General features: G+C 58.5%; 16 protein-coding genes. 5 read left to right on the top strand and 11 right to left on the bottom strand.

What is annotated here, in order from left to right; all coding sequences use genetic code 11:
- The first annotated feature begins 167 nt into the window (after positions 1-167).
- From RHM55_RS03845 to RHM55_RS03835, 3 genes are all read left to right on the top strand, one after another.
- Positions 168-1505: a nodulation protein NfeD gene (locus RHM55_RS03845; RefSeq protein ID WP_322179590.1), complete on the top strand. Its 1338-nt coding sequence runs from the start codon at positions 168-170 to the stop codon at positions 1503-1505.
- 2 nt (positions 1506-1507) lie between these two features.
- On the top strand, positions 1508-2266 hold the full coding sequence (locus RHM55_RS03840; protein WP_322179589.1) for a slipin family protein: 759 nt from the start codon (positions 1508-1510) through the stop codon (positions 2264-2266).
- 420 nt (positions 2267-2686) lie between these two features.
- Positions 2687-2953 carry a DUF2790 domain-containing protein gene (locus RHM55_RS03835; protein WP_322179588.1) on the top strand — a complete coding sequence of 89 codons (267 nt, stop codon included), beginning with the start codon at positions 2687-2689 and terminating at the stop codon, positions 2951-2953.
- Between the two features lie 112 nt (positions 2954-3065).
- Here RHM55_RS03835 and RHM55_RS03830 read toward each other — a convergent pair whose 3' ends face one another.
- The 9 genes from RHM55_RS03830 to RHM55_RS03790 form a co-directional block, all read right to left on the bottom strand.
- The gene (locus RHM55_RS03830) at positions 3066-3299 is read right to left on the bottom strand and encodes a hypothetical protein (RefSeq protein ID WP_322179587.1); all 234 of its coding nucleotides are present in this window, start codon (positions 3297-3299) and stop codon (positions 3066-3068) included.
- A gap of 161 nt (positions 3300-3460) precedes the next feature.
- Complete coding sequence (gene hutC / locus RHM55_RS03825; RefSeq protein ID WP_322179586.1) at positions 3461-4198, bottom strand: histidine utilization repressor; 738 nt, start codon at positions 4196-4198, stop codon at positions 3461-3463.
- A complete protein-coding gene (gene hisC / locus RHM55_RS03820) occupies positions 4198-5334 on the bottom strand; it encodes a histidinol-phosphate transaminase (protein WP_322179585.1) in 1137 nt (378 codons plus the stop codon). Before hisC ends, hutC begins: the two co-directional genes overlap by 1 nt.
- The gene (locus RHM55_RS03815) at positions 5331-6131 is read right to left on the bottom strand and encodes an amino acid ABC transporter ATP-binding protein (protein WP_322182723.1); all 801 of its coding nucleotides are present in this window, start codon (positions 6129-6131) and stop codon (positions 5331-5333) included. The genes hisC and RHM55_RS03815 overlap by 4 nt, the downstream gene beginning before the upstream one ends.
- A gap of 116 nt (positions 6132-6247) precedes the next feature.
- Positions 6248-6919 carry an amino acid ABC transporter permease gene (locus RHM55_RS03810; protein WP_322179584.1) on the bottom strand — a complete coding sequence of 224 codons (672 nt, stop codon included), beginning with the start codon at positions 6917-6919 and terminating at the stop codon, positions 6248-6250.
- Positions 6916-7575: an amino acid ABC transporter permease gene (locus RHM55_RS03805; RefSeq protein ID WP_322179583.1), complete on the bottom strand. Its 660-nt coding sequence runs from the start codon at positions 7573-7575 to the stop codon at positions 6916-6918. The genes RHM55_RS03810 and RHM55_RS03805 overlap by 4 nt, the downstream gene beginning before the upstream one ends.
- Before the next feature lie 74 nt (positions 7576-7649).
- Complete coding sequence (locus RHM55_RS03800; protein ID WP_322179582.1) at positions 7650-8486, bottom strand: transporter substrate-binding domain-containing protein; 837 nt, start codon at positions 8484-8486, stop codon at positions 7650-7652.
- 164 nt (positions 8487-8650) lie between these two features.
- On the bottom strand, positions 8651-10027 hold the full coding sequence (locus RHM55_RS03795) for an FAD-binding oxidoreductase (protein ID WP_322179581.1): 1377 nt from the start codon (positions 10025-10027) through the stop codon (positions 8651-8653).
- 4 nt (positions 10028-10031) lie between these two features.
- On the bottom strand, positions 10032-10241 hold the full coding sequence (locus tag RHM55_RS03790; RefSeq protein WP_322179580.1) for an alpha-hydroxy-acid oxidizing protein: 210 nt from the start codon (positions 10239-10241) through the stop codon (positions 10032-10034).
- Positions 10242-10619: 378 nt separating this feature from the next.
- Here RHM55_RS03790 and RHM55_RS03785 point away from each other — a divergent pair, with 378 nt between their 5' ends.
- Positions 10620-11585 carry an isopenicillin N synthase family dioxygenase gene (locus tag RHM55_RS03785; protein ID WP_322179579.1) on the top strand — a complete coding sequence of 322 codons (966 nt, stop codon included), beginning with the start codon at positions 10620-10622 and terminating at the stop codon, positions 11583-11585.
- Positions 11586-11671: 86 nt separating this feature from the next.
- On the opposite strand, the gene RHM55_RS03780 is transcribed toward RHM55_RS03785, so the two are convergent.
- On the bottom strand, positions 11672-12865 hold the full coding sequence (locus tag RHM55_RS03780) for an amino acid aminotransferase (RefSeq protein ID WP_322179578.1): 1194 nt from the start codon (positions 12863-12865) through the stop codon (positions 11672-11674).
- A gap of 341 nt (positions 12866-13206) precedes the next feature.
- Between RHM55_RS03780 and uvrB the strand changes: the two genes are divergently transcribed.
- Positions 13207-15222 carry an excinuclease ABC subunit UvrB gene (gene uvrB / locus RHM55_RS03775; protein WP_322179577.1) on the top strand — a complete coding sequence of 672 codons (2016 nt, stop codon included), beginning with the start codon at positions 13207-13209 and terminating at the stop codon, positions 15220-15222.
- Between the two features lie 48 nt (positions 15223-15270).
- On the opposite strand, the gene RHM55_RS03770 is transcribed toward uvrB, so the two are convergent.
- Positions 15271-16758, bottom strand: a complete 1488-nt coding sequence (locus RHM55_RS03770; protein WP_322179576.1) for an MDR family MFS transporter — start codon at positions 16756-16758, stop codon at positions 15271-15273.
- Between the last annotated feature and the right edge of the window lie 21 nt (positions 16759-16779).

The following is a 16779-nucleotide window of genomic DNA, read 5'->3' as shown; positions in this document are numbered from 1 at the left end:
GCGGGCCTGTTTGTCGGACAAAGTCCTCTGCCGAGAACGCCTTTAGCTTGATCGGTAACCTTGGCGTGCGCATGCGCTGGTGAGTCCCCCCTTAAACCCATCCGTCCGGGGCTGGCGTCAACTAAAATGACAGGTGACAGTCGGCGAGACATGTTTGGGAGGTTTCTGTGAGCAGTCGTTGGTGGCGCAATACAGTGCTGTTGATGTGGCTGCTCGGGGTGCCCGTGGTGGCGACTGCTGCAGACGGTTCGGTCAGGGTGTTGGCGGTGGATGATGTGATCGGCCCGGCCAGCGCCGAGTACGTGGTTAATGGTTTGGCCCGGGCTGCGGACGAGCAGGCTCAGTTAGTGGTGCTCACCATCGATACCCCTGGCGGGCTGCAAAGCTCGATGCGGGTGATTGTGCAAGCTATTCTCGCTAGCCCGGTGCCGGTGGTCAGTTATGTGTGGCCCAGCGGTGCCCGTGCGGCGAGTGCCGGCACGTATATCCTCTACGCCAGCCATATCGCGGCCATGGCACCGGGCACCCATCTGGGCGCCGCCACACCTATTCAGCTTGGCGTTCAGCCTGCGCCGTCAGAATCTCCCGCAACCGACACCGAGACGCGCAAGCAAATCAGCGATGCGTCAGCTTTTTTACGTGGGCTGGCTCAATTGCGCGGGCGTAACGCCGAATGGGCCGAGCAGGCGGTACGTGACGCTGTCAGCCTGACTGATTCTGAAGCCGCGAAACTTGATGTCATTGAGTACCGTGCCAAGGATTTGAGCGATCTGCTCGGGCAACTGGACGGCAAATTCCTGAACGTGGAAGGCCGGAATGTGCAGTTGCATACCGCGAATGCGACGGTGATTCACGACGATCCGGGCTGGCGCATCCGCGCCTTGGCGATCATCACCAATCCCAATGTAGCGCTGGTGCTGATGATGATCGGCGTGTTCGGTCTGATTTTCGAGTTTTTTAACCCTGGCTCGGCAGCTGGAGGTGTCATCGGTAGCATTTGTTTGCTGCTGGCGATGTATGCCTTGCAATTGTTGCCAGTGAGTTATGCCGGTGTCGGTCTGATCATGCTGGGGATGGCGCTGATGGTGGCCGAGGCGTTTCTGCCGAGTTTCGGGGTGATCGGTTTTGGCGGCATTGTTGCTTTCATCGGCGGCGCGACGATGTTGATGGACACCCAGGCCCCTGGATTCTCGGTGGCGTTGCCGTTGATCATCGCGATGGCAGCGGTCAGCGCCCTGTGCCTCATCGGTTTGGTCGGGGTGGCGCTCAAGTCCCGGCAGCGCCAGGTCGTCAGCGGTGACGCGGGCCTGGTCGGCAGTATGGTCACGATAACCGCATTGCAGGCGGATGACCCCTTGGGCGGTTGGGTGCAACTGCAAGGTGAAAACTGGCAGGTGTTGAGTCAAACACCGTTACGGCCCGGTCAACGGGTCCGGGTAGTGGCGCGTCGTGGCCTGCTGCTGGAGGTCACGGAGGTGCCGGATAAGCCTCAACAAGGAGACTGATCATGTTTGTGCAACTGGGTTTTGGCGCGCTGGTGTTGCTGTTGGTACTGCTGGCGCTTTCTACCTTTCGTATCCTGCGTGAGTATGAGCGAGGGGTGGTGTTTCAGCTGGGGCGATTCTGGCAGGTCAAGGGGCCGGGCTTGATCCTGCTGATTCCGATGGTTCAGCAGATGGTGCGGGTCGATCTGCGTACGGTGGTGCTGGATGTGCCGCCGCAGGACGTGATCACCCGGGACAACGTTTCGGTGAAGGTCAACGCAGTGCTGTATTTTCGGGTGCTTGATCCGCAACGGGCGATCATCCAGGTCGAAGACTTTCTCATGGCCACCAGCCAACTGGCGCAGACCACGCTACGGGCCGTGCTGGGCAAGCACGAGCTGGATGAGCTGCTGGCCGAGCGTGAGCGGCTCAATGTCGATGTTCAGAAGGTGCTCGACGCACAGACCGATTCCTGGGGGATCAAGGTGGCGAACGTCGAGATTAAACACGTCGACCTCAACGAGTCGATGATTCGTGCCATCGCCAAACAGGCAGAGGCTGAACGTGAGCGTCGGGCCAAGGTGATCCATGCCGAAGGCGAGTTGCAAGCCTCGGAGAAGTTGGCAGAAGCCGCTGAGGTGCTGGGCCGACAACCTGGCGCCATGCAACTGCGCTACATGCAGACCCTGAGTGTGATTGCCAACGACCGCACCTCGACGATTGTCTTCCCATTGCCCATTGAGTTGCTTAAGGGCATGGCCGACCTGTCGCCCAAGGTGTGAGGGCAAGATGTACACCTGATGCAACTTCCGACACGGCCTCAATGAGCATCAGGTGATGGCGAGGCGGGTGGCACGACCGTGTGTATCAGTGGCACCGTTGCGCCCTCCGCTTTGAACCCGCACAAGGGGGGGAAGGGCGATTGGGACGAAGATGTGTGGACGTGTTCGAGGGCTACGCCGTATTGCGTATTGTCTTTGTGGGCAGTCACTGAGTTTAACGGAGTGCGGGGTTATTGTTACCAAAACAGCACATAGTCTTTATCAGAATAGGCACTGTAAGTAAGCACCGTTGCCGCCTACCCTTCACCTCACTAACTATTGAAACCCGAACAGACACGTTGATCACTCACGCCTGCAAGATGAAATTGACGTGTCGTGAGTTCGGCTGCCTGTCGCACCTAAAGTGAGAGGGATGTAAAGATGAAAGCGTCACTGCTGTTTTTATTAGCCTGTGTGTCTGCAGTCAGCATGGCCGATGAAAAACATGAAGGGACTGCCCAGCAACAGCCTGCCGTTGAACACTACGACTATTCAATGAAACCGGACATTGCGAAGGTCCTGTCAATTTCCGATGCCCGAGGGGGCTGTGAAGCGGTTCCGGTGCAAATGAACTACCTGGACTCTGCTGGCAAGGCACATATCCTTGAATACTTGGTGATGGGTACCGGTTGCTCTAATGGTGGATAGGCCATCGTCGGGTGCGCTTTGATAAAAGCTATATGACCTGATTTATAAAAAAGGCTCTGTGATACAGAACCTTTTTTATCGGTATGTTTTTTGGTGTTCAGGTCGCTGATAGTTAGGCGGACAGTTCTGTCAGTCGTTGGCTGCACGCGTCATCAAACGCCACATAAAGACGCTCCGCGATCTGACTTTTAATGCACTTGCCGCTCTCCAGTCCCAGGACGAATCCTTCAGCTTTGCCCCCAGCGCGATTCAAATCATCGGCCGTACCTGCTTGGGTAATGGCGTCCAGCAGCTTCTCGGCGTCGGGTCCCACGCCTTTTGGTAACACGATCCCGTCGAGGCTCATTGTTCGACCCCTTGCTGTGGATGCCGGCCATCAAGTCGGCCTGAATGCATGCGGTGTTGGTCGGTCATGGTGATTCCTTAGCGTAATCGGGCCCTGCGTGAAACCACAGGCCGTGGCGATGGTAGGCCAGCGCCCGGCTAATGGCGAGCGATTGAGCGGGGTCAGCCGTCGCGGTACGCACCGTTGACGTGCAGACGGCTGCCGAGTCGATAGCGTGATGAGGGATGAACCAGGCGTACGTAAGTGACAACCTTGCCGCCGCACCAGGTTCGACGCATCAGCACCAGGCAGGGTTCGTTGGCGTCGATCTGCATGTATTTGCTTTCGTCGTTGCTGGGGTGACTGGCTTCTACGATGTGTTCCATTTCGTCAGGGTGGATCACCTGTAGCAGGTACCGGGACGCTTGCAGGTGTTCGCCGAATGTTTGCTGAATGAACTCGGGCGCCAGCTCGGGGTTGACGTACCGGTCCTCAAGTTGCACCGGCACGCCGTCTTCACAGTGCACGCACAACAGGTGAAACACCGAGGTGCCGGTGGACAACGCCAAGGCAGCGGCCACGGCCATTGAGGCGGCTTCGCGCCCCAGATGCAACACATGGCAGGAGTACCGGTGGCCACGGGCGGTGATTTCGTCAGCGATGTTGGTGATGCGCAGCAGGTTCGATTGCGGCTTGCTCTTGGCGACAAAGGTGCCGACCCCTGAGACCCTCACCAGATGGCCTTCCTCGGTCAGTTCGCGCAGTGCCCTATTGACGGTCATGCGCGACATGCTCAGTTCCTGCACCAGACGGTTTTCCGAAGGAATCAAATCGCCGGGCTTCCATTCGCCGGAGCGAAGTTTGCCTTGAACAAAGTCCTTCGCCCGCTGGTAAAGGGCCTGCGGTGCGGCTTTTATCATCAGGCGCTCCGCACGTGTTGTTGGGTGAGGACGCTTGCCAAGGCCTCAAGAAACAGGTCGTTATCCTCACGACTGCCGACGGATACTCGCAAATAGCGGGTATGCCCGGCCTCACGCCAGGGTTTGATGATCACGCCCAGGTGTAACAGCGCCTGGTTGACGGTCTCGGCGGCAAGGGGTGTGGAGAAAAACAGGAAGTTGGCCATCGACGGCACACTGACGATGCCCAAACCCTGCAGCGCAGTGGCCATTCGTCTACGTTCGCCGGCGACATGTTCGAGGGCCGCGTGCAGGTGCTCATCATCGGCCAATGCCGCAACCGCCGCAGCCTGGGCCACGCGGTTGATATTGAAAGGCGTGCGCAGGCGATCAATCAGGTCTGCCAACACGGGATCACTGACGATACCGTACCCGATGCGCAGACCAGCCAGCGAGTAGGCTTTGGAAAAGGTGCGCAGCAAAATGAAAGGTTTAGCGCTGTCTTGGATCAGGCCCAGGCAGTCCGGGTACCCGGCTTCATGTTGCGCGTATTCGTAATAGGCTTCGTCGAGCACCAGCAAACAGTACGCAGGCAATGCCGCGAGCAATTGCTGCAGTTCATCGGCGTTTAGGGTGCTGCCGACCGGGTTGGACGGGCAGGAAAACATCAACAAGCGCGTACGCGGCGTCAGTGCAGCAATCATTGCCGCTACGTCGAAGGCGCCGTCGGCGGTCATCGGTACGCCCACAACCCAGGCGCCTGCGGCTATCGGATAGATGAAGTGCAGGCCGAAGGACGGCACCACAGTCACCACTTCATCGCCGTGGTCGAGAAACACTCGGCTGACGATACTCAGGAGATCCTCCGAGCCATTGCCGAACACCAATTGATTACCCGGCACCCCGAGCTTTTTCGAGAGGGCGGTGCGTAACGTCAGGGAGCTGGCGTCCGGGTATAGGGCAATTTCGCTGCACGCCTGGGCCATGGCGGCGGCCACGGCAGGTGCCGGGCCGAGCGGATTTTCATTGCTGCCGAGTTTGGCGACGCGGGTCAGGCCAAAGCGTTTGCGCACCGCCTCCGAGCTGAGGCCGGCGTTGTAGCTGGCAAGGTCGCGTACTTCGGCGCGAGCCAGCAGGTTCAAATCGGTCGTGCTCATGCCGGGCTCACTTCTTTGCTGTCCTGCCAGAACGCATTGCGGTCCAGGTAGTTCTGCAAAAACTGCTGTAGGCGCGGGTGTTCGGCGTTATGAAATATCTCGTGCGGCGTGCCGCGCGCGACGACTTCCCCCTGATCGAGAAACACCACCGAATCGGCCACTTGCGCGGCGAAGCCCATTTCATGGGTGACCACGACCATGGTCATGCCTTCTTTGGCCAGGGTTTTCATGACGTGCAACACCTCGCCGACCAGCTCCGGGTCGAGGGCCGAGGTCGGCTCATCGAACAGCATGATGTGCGGCTCCATGGCCAGGGCTCGGGCAATCGCCACACGCTGTTGCTGACCACCGGAAAGTTGGGCTGGATAAGCATCCGCCTTGTGGGCGAGGCCAACTTTATCGAGCATCGCCATGGCCCGCTGCCGCGCATCGGCGGCAGACAGCTTACGCACGCGCAGCAACGCTTCACTGACGTTGCCCAGTGCGGTCATGTGCGGCCACAGGTTGAACTGCTGAAAGACCATGCCGACATTGCGCCGCACCAGATTGATCTGGGATTGCGCAGCGCGCTTGCGGCCTTTGCCGTTGTCTGGCACCCAGCCAAGCAGATTTCCCTCAATATAAATCTCGCCTTCGTCGTACTCTTCGAGAAACGCCATGCTGCGCAGCAGGGTACTTTTACCCGAGCCTGAGGGGCCGATCAGACACACCACTTCAGAGTGCCGGACCTGCAAGTCGATACCCTTGAGTACGCGCAATGGACCGAAACTTTTACCGACGCAGTGCAGTTTCAGCATCGGCTCGCGGTTGTCGGAGAGTGCTTCGGGAGTTTTCATCGCTTCACCTGATTCTTGCAAGGCTGATAAGCGCGTGGGTGCCAGGCGCGGGTCTGTGGCGGGGCGGAGGGCATTGTTCATCGCGGTTGCTTCTGCATGAAACGCCCGACCCGCACTTCAAGCAGCATGCCCAACCGTGAGCACGCTTCCACCAGCAACAGGTAACCAATGCACAGCACCAGCAGGGTTTCGACAAAGGCGAAGGTTTCCGAGCCGATGCCGGTCAGGACCATGGTCAGTTCGGGGATGGTGATGATCGACAGCACGGCGGTTTCCTTGCACAGGATGGTCACCAGATTGACCAGTGCCGGGAGGATGATCACCAGCATTTGCGGAATCTGAATACGCGTGATGCATTGCAGGCGGCTGATGCCCAGGCAGTCGGCGGCTTCCAGTTGGCCGCGGGCCACGGATTCAAAGCCGGTACGGAAAATCTCGGCGAAATAGACACTGCCATAGATGCCCAGGCCGAGGATGCCGGCCGGGATGGGCTCCAGGCTGAGACCAAAAGACGGCCCGCCGTAATACACCAGAAACAGCTGGACCAGAAACGGCGTACTTCGAATCACCTCGATGAATACGCGCAGCGGCGTGCGAACCAGGGTGTTGCCGAACAGCTGCGCGACGGCGATCAGCATGCCCAGCATTAATCCAAGGACAACACCGGCAGACCAGGTGCCGAGGGTGACCATGAAACCCTGGCCGATGTCACCGAGGTGCTCGGTGATGATCCTGGGGTCGAAAATCATAGGGCTCGCTTCTTCAGATGGCGTTCCAGCAGGCCACCACAAAATGCCAGCGGAATGTTGATCAGGCAGTAGAAGCCAGCCAGCATCAGGTAATCCTGAACGAACATGTAGTCACTGGCCGCTATGTTCTGTGCGGTACGGGTCAGGTCGGCCAGACCCACTACGGATACCAGCGACGATGCCTTGATCAGCAGAATCATTTCATTGACCAGCGCCGGCAGGGTCAGGCGTACGGCTTGAGGCACGCGAATGCGCACCAGCATTTGTCCTGCGCTCATGCCCAGCAGGCCGGCGGCTTCCAGTTGCCCGCCGGGAATGGCGAGAAAACCACCGCGCATGATCTCGGCGATATAAGCCCCGGCCGCTAGCGACAGGCCGATCACTGCCGCCACCATGGGCGAGACGTTCGGCAGGCCGATGCGCGGCAGGAAGTAATAGATGAACAGCAATTGCACCAGCAGCGGAATGCCCCGGAACACGAATATATAGGCGCCACCCAGGCGTCTTAACAGCGGCACGGGTGACAGCCGCAAGCTGCCGACGATCACGCCGATGACAAAACCAAAAACCAGTGCCGCGACCGAAACCTCAAGGGTCACCAGCAAGCTGTTCAGCAGTAACGGCAGGTTTTGCAGCAGTAAAGGCCAATCGAACATCGTCGTGACTCCACCCTCGATGATCGCCGGCCCGGTTGAGCCGGCGATCCGTTGATTCAACCCGCTAAAGCTGTTTACCAGGTTGGGTCGAAGTCAGCTTTAGGCACGTCCATTTCGGCCCCCAGCCATTTTTTCTGCAGGCTGGCGAGGCGACCGTCTTCATGCATTTTCAGCATGGCGGCGTTGAGGGCGGCGATCAGGCTGTTGGCGTCGTCATCCTTGCGTCCCAGATAGGCGAAGTAAGATTTCTTGCCGAACGGTGGCATGACCACTTTGTACAAGTTTGATTTCTCGGCCGCGACGTAGGAAATGTTCGGCAGGGAGTTGGCGACTGCGACGATGCGCTTGGCAGCCAGGTCGGCATAGGCTTGGTTGTTATCGACGTACTCGCGGATCGTGACTTTCTCCGGCAGGGTCGCGGCGAAGGATTTGAGCTCTTCGAGCTGTGCCGATCCTTTGCCTGCGCCGACGGTTTTACCAGAGATGTCTTCAGGCTTTTTGATGGTCTCGTCTTTGGCGCCAATCATTAGCGCTACAGTCGCTTCGGCAATCGGCATCACGAAGTGGTAGCGCTCTTTGCGCGCCTTGGTGACGATAATGGGGCCAGCGACCACGTCGAATTTCTTCGCTTCCAGCCCTGGCAATACGCTCGGCCACGGCAGGTCGAGAAATTTGATTTTGACCCCCAGTTCTTTGCCCAGTTGTTCGAACAGTTCGGCGTTCAGGCCTTTCTGTTTACCGTTGTCGGTGAAGTCGAACGGTGCAAATTGCAGTTCGGTGCCCACCACCAGCTCACCGGCTTTTTTTACATCGGCCAGTTGATCGGCATGCGCCGTCAGGGGAGCAACGGCCAGGGCCATGGCGACGCACAGGCCGTTGAATGTCTTACTGAACAGAGAATCGAGTTGCATGGGGTAACTCCTTCATCAGATGCAGTGAACGCTGGTGGTTTGTGTCGGTTCTTGTATTGGCTGTGGTGTTGATTTTTATGATCGTTGCGTAAGGGTTATTGCCTATTGCCTATTGCTCAGTGCAGTTAGCGTGCCGTACCTGTATGTACAACCTGAGATGAGCTTCAGCCGAGTATTTTCCCCGGATTGAGAATGCCGTTGGGGTCATAGCAATCCTTGAGCTGCTGCATCGCCTGACGCGCTTCATGGCTGACCGAGTGATGAAGAAAATCACGCTTGAGCAGGCCGATGCCATGTTCAGCGGACACCGATCCGCCCAACTCTCCGACGGCGGTATAGACCAGTTCTTCAATCTCGAAAACAGGCGCTGGCTGTGGCAATGAATCGCAGTCCACGGTCAGGTGCAGGTTTCTATCGCCGATATGGCCGAAGTACACGCTGCGGTTACCCGGCCAGCGTTGCTCAAGGCGCTGCCGACACAGCTCGGCGAAGTCGCCGATCTGGCCAATGGGTAAGCTTACGTCGAAATTCAACGGCGTCATGCGCAACGGAAATTCACCGGTCGCTTCGCGAATCTTCCACAGTGCGTGGGCTTGGGCCTGTGAGCTGGCCAGCACTGCATCCACCACTTCGCCAGCGTTGATGGCATCTTCCAGGGCCTGTTCCAACCGCTCGCGGGCGGCGGCGGATTCCAGCAGCACGTACAGTGGATAATCCAGCGACATCGGCGCTACCGGACTTTCCAGCCAGGAAACGCCCAAGCAGAAGAAGTCCTGCCACATCAGCTCATAGGCTTGCGGTGTGCCAACGCTACGTTGCACTCGCCGCAGCAGGCTCACCGCGCTGGCGTAGTCGGGCAGGGCGCACAGCAGGGTCGTGGTTTCACCGGGTAATGGCGCGAGCTTCAAGATGGCGCGGGTGATTACCCCAAGGGTGCCTTCGCTGCCGATGAAGCACTGTTTCAGGTCATAACCGCAGTTGTTCTTGATCATCTTGTTCAGCAGATTGAGCACGCGGCCATCGGCCAAAACCACTTCCAGGCCGAGCACCAAGTCTCGGGTCATGCCATAGCGGATCACGGCATTGCCACCCGCGTTGGTCGCGATATTGCCGCCGATCTGGCATGAGCCTCGGGCACCCAGGTCCAGCGGAAATAGAAAGCCTGCGTCGAGCGCCGCGTGTTGAATTTCTTGCAGGGTGGTGCCTGCCCAGACACTGATGGCGGCGGCGGCGGGGTCGATTTCCTCGATGCCGTGCATCCGCTCCAGGGACAGGGCGATGTCGGTTTCCCGAGGCACCGCGCCGCCGGCCAGCCCGGTCATTCCCCCTTGAGGCACGATCGTTTGCCGCGCTGCGTTGCAAATACGCAAGGCGGCGGCGACGTCCTCAGTTCTCCTTGGCAGCAACACCGCCGCCGGACAGGCAGGTGCGTGGCCGGTCCAGTCGCTGTAGTGCCGTTGATTGATCGCGGCGCCCGTGACTACCGCCGCGTCACCCAATGCTGCGCGCAATTGCTCGAGGGTCTGTTGCAAATGAGGCATCGGCCTAGCTCACGGTAAGAGAAGAAAGAGGATTCAGGCGCAACCCGCGACTGTCGAGTTGGCTCAAGTCCGGTTGACCGAGCAACGACAGGGCCAGACGTAACTCTTGTGTCAGCAGATCAAGAGCATGCCCTGCACCGGCCTGGCCGCCGACGGCCACTCCATACAAGGTAGCGCGTCCCAGCAGAACCGCATCCGCAGCAATCGTTGGCAAGCCATATGCTCTTGTCTATACAGGTAAGGCAAGATGCAGGCCAATGCGTCGATTGCAAATCATGAGGGTCGTTCCTTCGCCTGTGTTTATAGAATCAAACAGGATTGCCGGGGTATTCCTGGCAGCTGCTGTCACCGAAAGTTGCACCCATTGAGGTCGTTCCGCCCACTGATGAGGCAAAGGGAAACCAGGTAATTGCTGATGACAAGGCGGCGTTGGTCGTTAGAAAAACAGGCGGTCAGCGTGAGCATGAGGGTTTGCGGAAAAGGACAATGTCGGCGGCACAGTAAATGCTTACACCTGTATATACCGCGCATTCTGCTGTTCGATTGATCCCTCCATTCCAGCCCGGTATAACCCCTGTAAACAGGAGCGAGCATGACCTCTAGCGCTAATCTGCCCTTGATCGATATGTCCGGTGTTCGTGAAGGTGACCAGGCGAGTATTCGCCGGGCCGGTGAGGCCATTCGCGTGGCCTGCAGCGAAACCGGCTTCTTCTACATCATCAATCACGGTGTGCCGCAGGAGGTGATTGATCGGGCGATGGCGGCGGCAGCGCAGTTCTTTGCCTACCCGGCCGAGGTCAAGCGGCAGGTGGCGGTGAATAAGCGGCACCGAGGCTGGCATGCGTTGGGCGGGGCGACCATGTATGAGGCGACCAAGCCTGATTTCAAGGAGTTCTTCAGCATCGGGCTGGAACTGCCTGAAGACGATCCGTGTGTGGTAGCTGGAGAGGCTTTACGCGGACCGAACCAATGGCCGGCATTTATGCCGGGGCTGCGCACTGCGCTGGCTGAGTATTACGTCGAAATCGGCAAGGCCGGGGCCGATCTGTTGAAAGCGGTGGCAGCGGGTCTGGGCATAGAACAGGATTTCTTCAACAGCAAGTACCACACACCGCTGCAACGGACTCAGATGGTGTATTACCCACCCCATCCGCCGATGGCCGAAGCCGATCAATTCGGGGTTGCACCGCACACGGATTACGGCTGCATTACGTTGCTGTATCAGGACAACAGCGGGGGCTTGCAGGTGCGTGAGCTGGGCTCTAACCGCTGGATCGATGCCACGCCGATCCCTGGCAGTCTGGTGGTCAACGTCGGCGACCTGCTGGCGCATTGGTCCAACAACCGTTTCCGCTCGACCTTGCATCGAGTGATCAATAAGTCAGGTCATGAACGCTATTCCATCGCGACCTTTTACGACCCGACCTACAGCGCGGTGGTCGATCCCTGTGATTTAGGTATCGATTCGGCATCGAGCCTGTACCCACCCGTCGCAGCGGGGGATTACATCCTCAAGCGGATTGATGATTCGATGGCGTATCGCAAAAAAGCGCAGTAAATCACGTGCCTTTGACGGGTGTCTGGCTTACATAAAAAAGGGGAGTCAGCTCACGCTGACTCCCCTTTGTCTACCGCCAACGACCGTCAGATCACCTGAACAATCGCCTTGGTCACGACGTCGATGTTGCTCTGGTTCAGTGCGGCAACGCAGATCCGGCCGGTGTCGAGGGCGTAGATGCCGAATTCATTGCGCAGGCGATGAACCTGTTCGGTGGTCAGTCCGGAGTAGGAGAACATGCCGCGTTGACGACCGACGAAGCTGAAGTCGTGATCGGTCTGGGCCGCCAGCTTCTCGACCATGGCCTTGCGCATGCCACGAATCCGCAGACGCATTTCGCCCAGTTCCTGCTCCCACATCTCGCGCAGCTCAGGGTTGTTGAGCACCGCAGCGACGATGGTTGCGCCGTGGGTTGGCGGGTTGGAGTAGTTGGTGCGGATTACGCGTTTGACCTGTGACAGAACCCGTGCGGTTTCGTCTTTCGATTCAGTGACGATCGACAACGCGCCAACGCGTTCGCCATACAGCGAGAACGATTTGGAGAACGAGCTGGAGGCGAAAAAGGTCAGGCCCGACTCGGCAAATAGGCGCACTGCGGCGGCGTCTTCTTCGATGCCGTCGCCGAAGCCTTGATACGCCATGTCCAGGAACGGCACGTGGCCTTTGGCTTTGAGCACGTCGAGGACATTTTTCCAGTCCTCAGGGCTCAGGTCGACACCTGTCGGGTTATGGCAGCAGGCGTGCAGGACCACGATCGAACCTGACGGCAGGTTCTGTAAATCTTCGAGCATGCCTGAACGGTTCACGTCATGGCTGGTCGCATCGTAATAACGGTAGTTCTGAACCGGGAAACCAGCGGTCTCGAACAGCGCACGGTGGTTTTCCCAGCTTGGATCGCTGATGGCCACGATCGCGTCGGGCTTGAGTTGCTTGAGGAAGTCGGCACCGATTTTCAATGCACCGGTACCGCCCACGGCCTGAACAGTCAGGGCGCGCCCGGAATCCAGCAACGGCGACTCGGCACCGAACAACAGTTTCTGCACGGCCAGGTCGTAAGCGGCGATGCCATCGATCGGCAAGTAACCGCGTGCGACGTGTTGAGCCACGCGAATGCTCTCAGCTTCGGCGACGGCACGCAGGAGTGGAATTCGCCCCTCTTCGTTGCAGTACACCCCGACCCCCAGGTTGACCTTAAAGGTACGGGTATCGGCATTGAATGCTTCGTTGAGGCCCAGGATTGGATCGCGTGGTGCCATTTCGACAGCGGAGAACAGGCTCATTTTTACGGCAGCTCTGAATGGAGGATTGAAGAGGTACAACGCTCCGGCCGAGTGCACTAGAGCGGTGCGCAAACGGGGACCTAGTATAGAGAGCATCGTTCAGCGCTGCGACAGGCTGAAGCGCGTTTTTCAGAGTTTTTTAGGGTTTTCCACGTTTATTTTTCGACCGTTAGTCAAATTGCAACCGCAATTGTTTTGGGCTTGTAGGATGGGTCGCTTGAAAGGTGATGTCTTTGACTCCATTTATAGTCTCTTCATGTCTTTTCCCGGCGGCATCGGTCGTTCGCGGTTTTCTCGTTTCAGCGCTGTTTTGCAGGCCGGAATGAACCCAGAGGTAGCGTATGTCTGAGTTTGAGCTCGTAACCCGTTTCCAGCCGGCCGGTGATCAGCCGGAAGCTATTCGCTTGATGGTCGAAGGGATCGAGGCCGGGCTGGCGCACCAGACATTGCTCGGCGTAACCGGTTCGGGCAAGACCTTCAGCATCGCCAACGTGATCGCGCAAGTGCAGCGTCCGACCCTGGTGCTGGCGCCGAACAAAACCTTGGCAGCGCAGTTGTATGGTGAGTTCAAGGCGTTCTTTCCGAACAACGCAGTCGAGTATTTCGTTTCTTACTACGATTACTACCAGCCAGAAGCATACGTGCCGTCGTCGGATACGTTTATCGAGAAGGATGCTTCGATCAATGACCACATCGAGCAGATGCGGTTGTCGGCGACCAAGGCGTTGCTGGAGCGCAAGGACGCGATCATCGTCACCACGGTGTCGTGCATCTACGGTTTGGGCAGCCCCGAGACGTATTTGAAGATGGTGCTGCACGTCGATCGTGGTGACAAACTCGATCAGCGCGAGCTGCTTCGGCGTCTGGCTGACTTGCAATACACTCGCAACGACGTGGACTTTGCTCGTGCGACGTTTCGCGTGCGCGGGGACGTGATCGACATCCACCCGGCTGAATCGGACTTCGAAGCGATCCGCATCGAGCTGTTCGACGACGAGGTCGAGAACATTTCGGCCTTCGACCCGCTGACGGGCGCAGTGATTCGCAAACTGCCACGCTTTACGTTCTATCCGAAGAGTCACTACGTAACGCCGCGCGAAACACTGCTGGATGCGATGGAAGGGATCAAGGTCGAGCTTCAGGAGCGGCTGGAGTACCTGCGCAGCAATAACAAGCTGGTGGAAGCGCAACGGCTGGAGCAGCGCACCCGCTTCGATCTGGAGATGATCCTGGAACTGGGCTACTGCAACGGTATCGAAAACTACTCACGCTACCTGTCTGGACGACCTTCCGGTGCGCCGCCGCCGACGTTGTATGACTACTTGCCGGCCGATGCATTGCTGGTGATCGACGAATCCCACGTCAGCGTGCCGCAGGTGGGCGCGATGTATAAGGGGGACCGCTCACGAAAGGAAACCCTGGTCGAGTATGGCTTCCGTCTGCCGTCGGCTCTGGATAACCGGCCGATGCGCTTCGATGAGTGGGAAAGCGTCAGTCCGCAGACGATTTTCGTCTCGGCCACCCCCGGCAACTATGAGGCGGAGCATGCCGGTCGAGTGATTGAGCAGTTGGTGCGACCTACTGGTCTGGTCGACCCGCAGATCGAGATTCGCCCGGCACTGACTCAGGTCGATGACCTGCTGTCAGAGATCGGCAAGCGTGTGGCCGTGGGGGAACGGGTATTGGTGACCACCTTGACCAAGCGCATGTCCGAAGACCTGACCGATTACCTGGCCGACCATGGTGTTCGGGTGCGTTACCTGCATTCGGATATCGAAACCGTGGAACGGGTCGAAATCATCCGCGATCTGCGTTTGGGTACGTTCGATGTACTCGTGGGCATCAACCTGCTGCGCGAAGGCCTGGACATGCCTGAGGTGTCGCTGGTGGCGATTCTCGACGCTGACAAGGAAGGCTTCCTGCGTTCAGAACGCTCGCTGATTCAGACCATTGGCCGCGCCGCGCGTAACCTCAATGGACGGGCGATTTTGTACGCCGACCGTATCACCGGCTCCATGGAGCGGGCGATTGGCGAAACCGACCGTCGGCGTGACAAGCAGATTGCCTACAACCTGGAACACGGCATCACCCCTAAAGGCGTGTTCAAGGACGTTGCCGACATCATGGAGGGCGCCGTCGTGCCGGGTTCGCGCAGCAAGAAGCGCAAAGGCATGGCCAAGGCCGCCGAAGAGAACGCCAAGTACGAAGCCGAATTGCGCACGCCGGGCGAGATCGGCAAACGCATTCGCCAGTTGGAAGAGAAAATGTACCAACTGGCCCGCGACCTCGAGTTCGAGGCTGCGGCACAGATGCGCGACGAGATCGGCAAGCTGCGTGAGCGGTTGTTGACGGTTTGATGTTGACCCATTCATTCGCGAAAGGGTCAGTGCAGGCGCGGACACTCTTTAATGCGCCGCCCCGCCCTTGACGCCAACAGGCAGCGCTTTGGTCAGCAGCACGGCGATCATGCTTATCCCTAGTGCGATACCGACGAAATGGAAGGCGTCGTTGTAGGCCATGATGGATGCCTGCTGGTGCGTGATCTCACTGAGTCTGGCCAAGGCGGCTTGTTCGTTGCCCAGCTTGTCGGTGAGCAAGGCCATGCGCTCGGCGACTTGCGGGTTGCTCGGGACAATGGCTTCGCGCAAATAGTCGAAATAGGTCTTGGTCTTGGCATCAAGCAGGGTGGAGAGCAGGGCGATACCAACGGCGCCTCCCAGGTTTCGCAGGATGTTGAACAGGCTCGAGGCTGAGCCCGCGTCCTTCGGCTGGATATAGACGGTGGCGATCAACGAAATGGTAACCATGATCATCGGTTGGCCGAGGGCGCGCACGATCTGGATCTGATTGAGCTGCGGTCCTGCGAAGTCCAGGTTGAGTGCTCCGGACGCGAAGCTGGCAAACCCGAACAGCCCGAAACCGATGGCGCACAGGAGCTTCGGCGGTATCACTTTCATCAGTTGTGGCACCAGCGGGATCAAAAACAACTGAGGAATGCCCATCCACATGATCACTTCGCCGATCTGCTGCGCGTTGTAGCCTTGAATTTGCGCGAGGTACAGCGGCAACAGATAGATCGAACCGTACAAGCCCACACCCATCCCCACGCTGGAGATACTCGACAGGCCAAAATTGCGTTCTCCTAAAATACGCAGGTTGATCAGTGGCTCGGGTTTGGACAGTTGCAGAATCACGAAGGTGATCAGGCTGACCAGGGCGATGCTGCCCAGGCTGACAATCAGGTGGGATTCGAGCCAGTCCTTGCGATGACCTTCCTCCAGAAACACCTGCAGGCAGCCTAGGCCGACCCCCAGGGTAACGATGCCCGCGTAGTCGGTGCTTTTCAGCAGTTCCCAGTGCGAAGCTTTCTTTTCCAGGCCGTAGAGCAAGCCGGCGATCATCAGCAGGCCGGGCGGTATGTTGATGTAGAAAATGTACTGCCAGCCATAGTTCTCTGTCAGCCAGCCGCCCAGTGTCGGGCCGATCGAGGGCGCGAATGTCGCTGTCATCGCAAACAGGGCCATCCCTTTGGCACGATGATGCTCGGGCAGTTTGATCAGGGTCATGGTGAACGCCAGCGGGATCAGCGCGCCACCGGTGAAGCCCTGCAAGGCGCGCAACACGATCATGCTGTCCAGACTCCAGGCCATGGAGCAGAGCATGGAGGACAGCAGAAACCCGCCCGAAACCCAGACCGCCAGGCGTCGCGCTGAGAGCAACTGCACCAGCCAGGCGGTGAGCGGAATCATAATAATTTCCGCCACCAGGTACGAGGTGGAAATCCACGAGCCTTCTTCAAGGGTCGCCGACAGCGCGCCCTGAATGTCCTTGAGCGAAGAGTTGGTGATCTGGATGTCCAGCACCGCCATAAAAGCGCCCAGCATCACGCTCATGACCGCGATCCAGTCCCGTCG

The organism is Pseudomonas sp. MH9.2 (assembly GCF_034353875.1).
In the GTDB taxonomy this organism is placed as follows: Bacteria; Pseudomonadota; Gammaproteobacteria; order Pseudomonadales; family Pseudomonadaceae; genus Aquipseudomonas.
This window is presented reverse-complemented; position numbering and strand designations above follow the sequence as displayed.

Bases quoted from the DNA above. Each gene is read 5' to 3' on its own strand.
- RHM55_RS03800 (WP_322179582.1), bottom strand. From the start codon at position 8,486: ATGCAACTCGATTCTCTGTTCAGTAAGACATTCAACGGCCTGTGCGTC.
- RHM55_RS03795 (WP_322179581.1), bottom strand. From the start codon at position 10,027: ATGCCTCATTTGCAACAGACCCTCGAGCAATTGCGCGCAGCATTGGGT.
- RHM55_RS03840 (WP_322179589.1), top strand. From the start codon at position 1,508: ATGTTTGTGCAACTGGGTTTTGGCGCGCTGGTGTTGCTGTTGGTACTG.
- RHM55_RS03805 (WP_322179583.1), bottom strand. From the start codon at position 7,575: ATGTTCGATTGGCCTTTACTGCTGCAAAACCTGCCGTTACTGCTGAAC.
- uvrB (WP_322179577.1), top strand. From the start codon at position 13,207: ATGTCTGAGTTTGAGCTCGTAACCCGTTTCCAGCCGGCCGGTGATCAG.
- hutC (WP_322179586.1), bottom strand. From the start codon at position 4,198: ATGATAAAAGCCGCACCGCAGGCCCTTTACCAGCGGGCGAAGGACTTT.
- RHM55_RS03815 (WP_322182723.1), bottom strand. From the start codon at position 6,131: ATGCTGAAACTGCACTGCGTCGGTAAAAGTTTCGGTCCATTGCGCGTA.
- hisC (WP_322179585.1), bottom strand. From the start codon at position 5,334: ATGAGCACGACCGATTTGAACCTGCTGGCTCGCGCCGAAGTACGCGAC.
- RHM55_RS03835 (WP_322179588.1), top strand. From the start codon at position 2,687: ATGAAAGCGTCACTGCTGTTTTTATTAGCCTGTGTGTCTGCAGTCAGC.
- RHM55_RS03810 (WP_322179584.1), bottom strand. From the start codon at position 6,919: ATGATTTTCGACCCCAGGATCATCACCGAGCACCTCGGTGACATCGGC.
- RHM55_RS03785 (WP_322179579.1), top strand. From the start codon at position 10,620: ATGACCTCTAGCGCTAATCTGCCCTTGATCGATATGTCCGGTGTTCGT.
- RHM55_RS03830 (WP_322179587.1), bottom strand. From the start codon at position 3,299: ATGAGCCTCGACGGGATCGTGTTACCAAAAGGCGTGGGACCCGACGCC.
- RHM55_RS03780 (WP_322179578.1), bottom strand. From the start codon at position 12,865: ATGAGCCTGTTCTCCGCTGTCGAAATGGCACCACGCGATCCAATCCTG.
- RHM55_RS03770 (WP_322179576.1), bottom strand. From the start codon at position 16,758: ATGAGCGTGATGCTGGGCGCTTTTATGGCGGTGCTGGACATCCAGATC.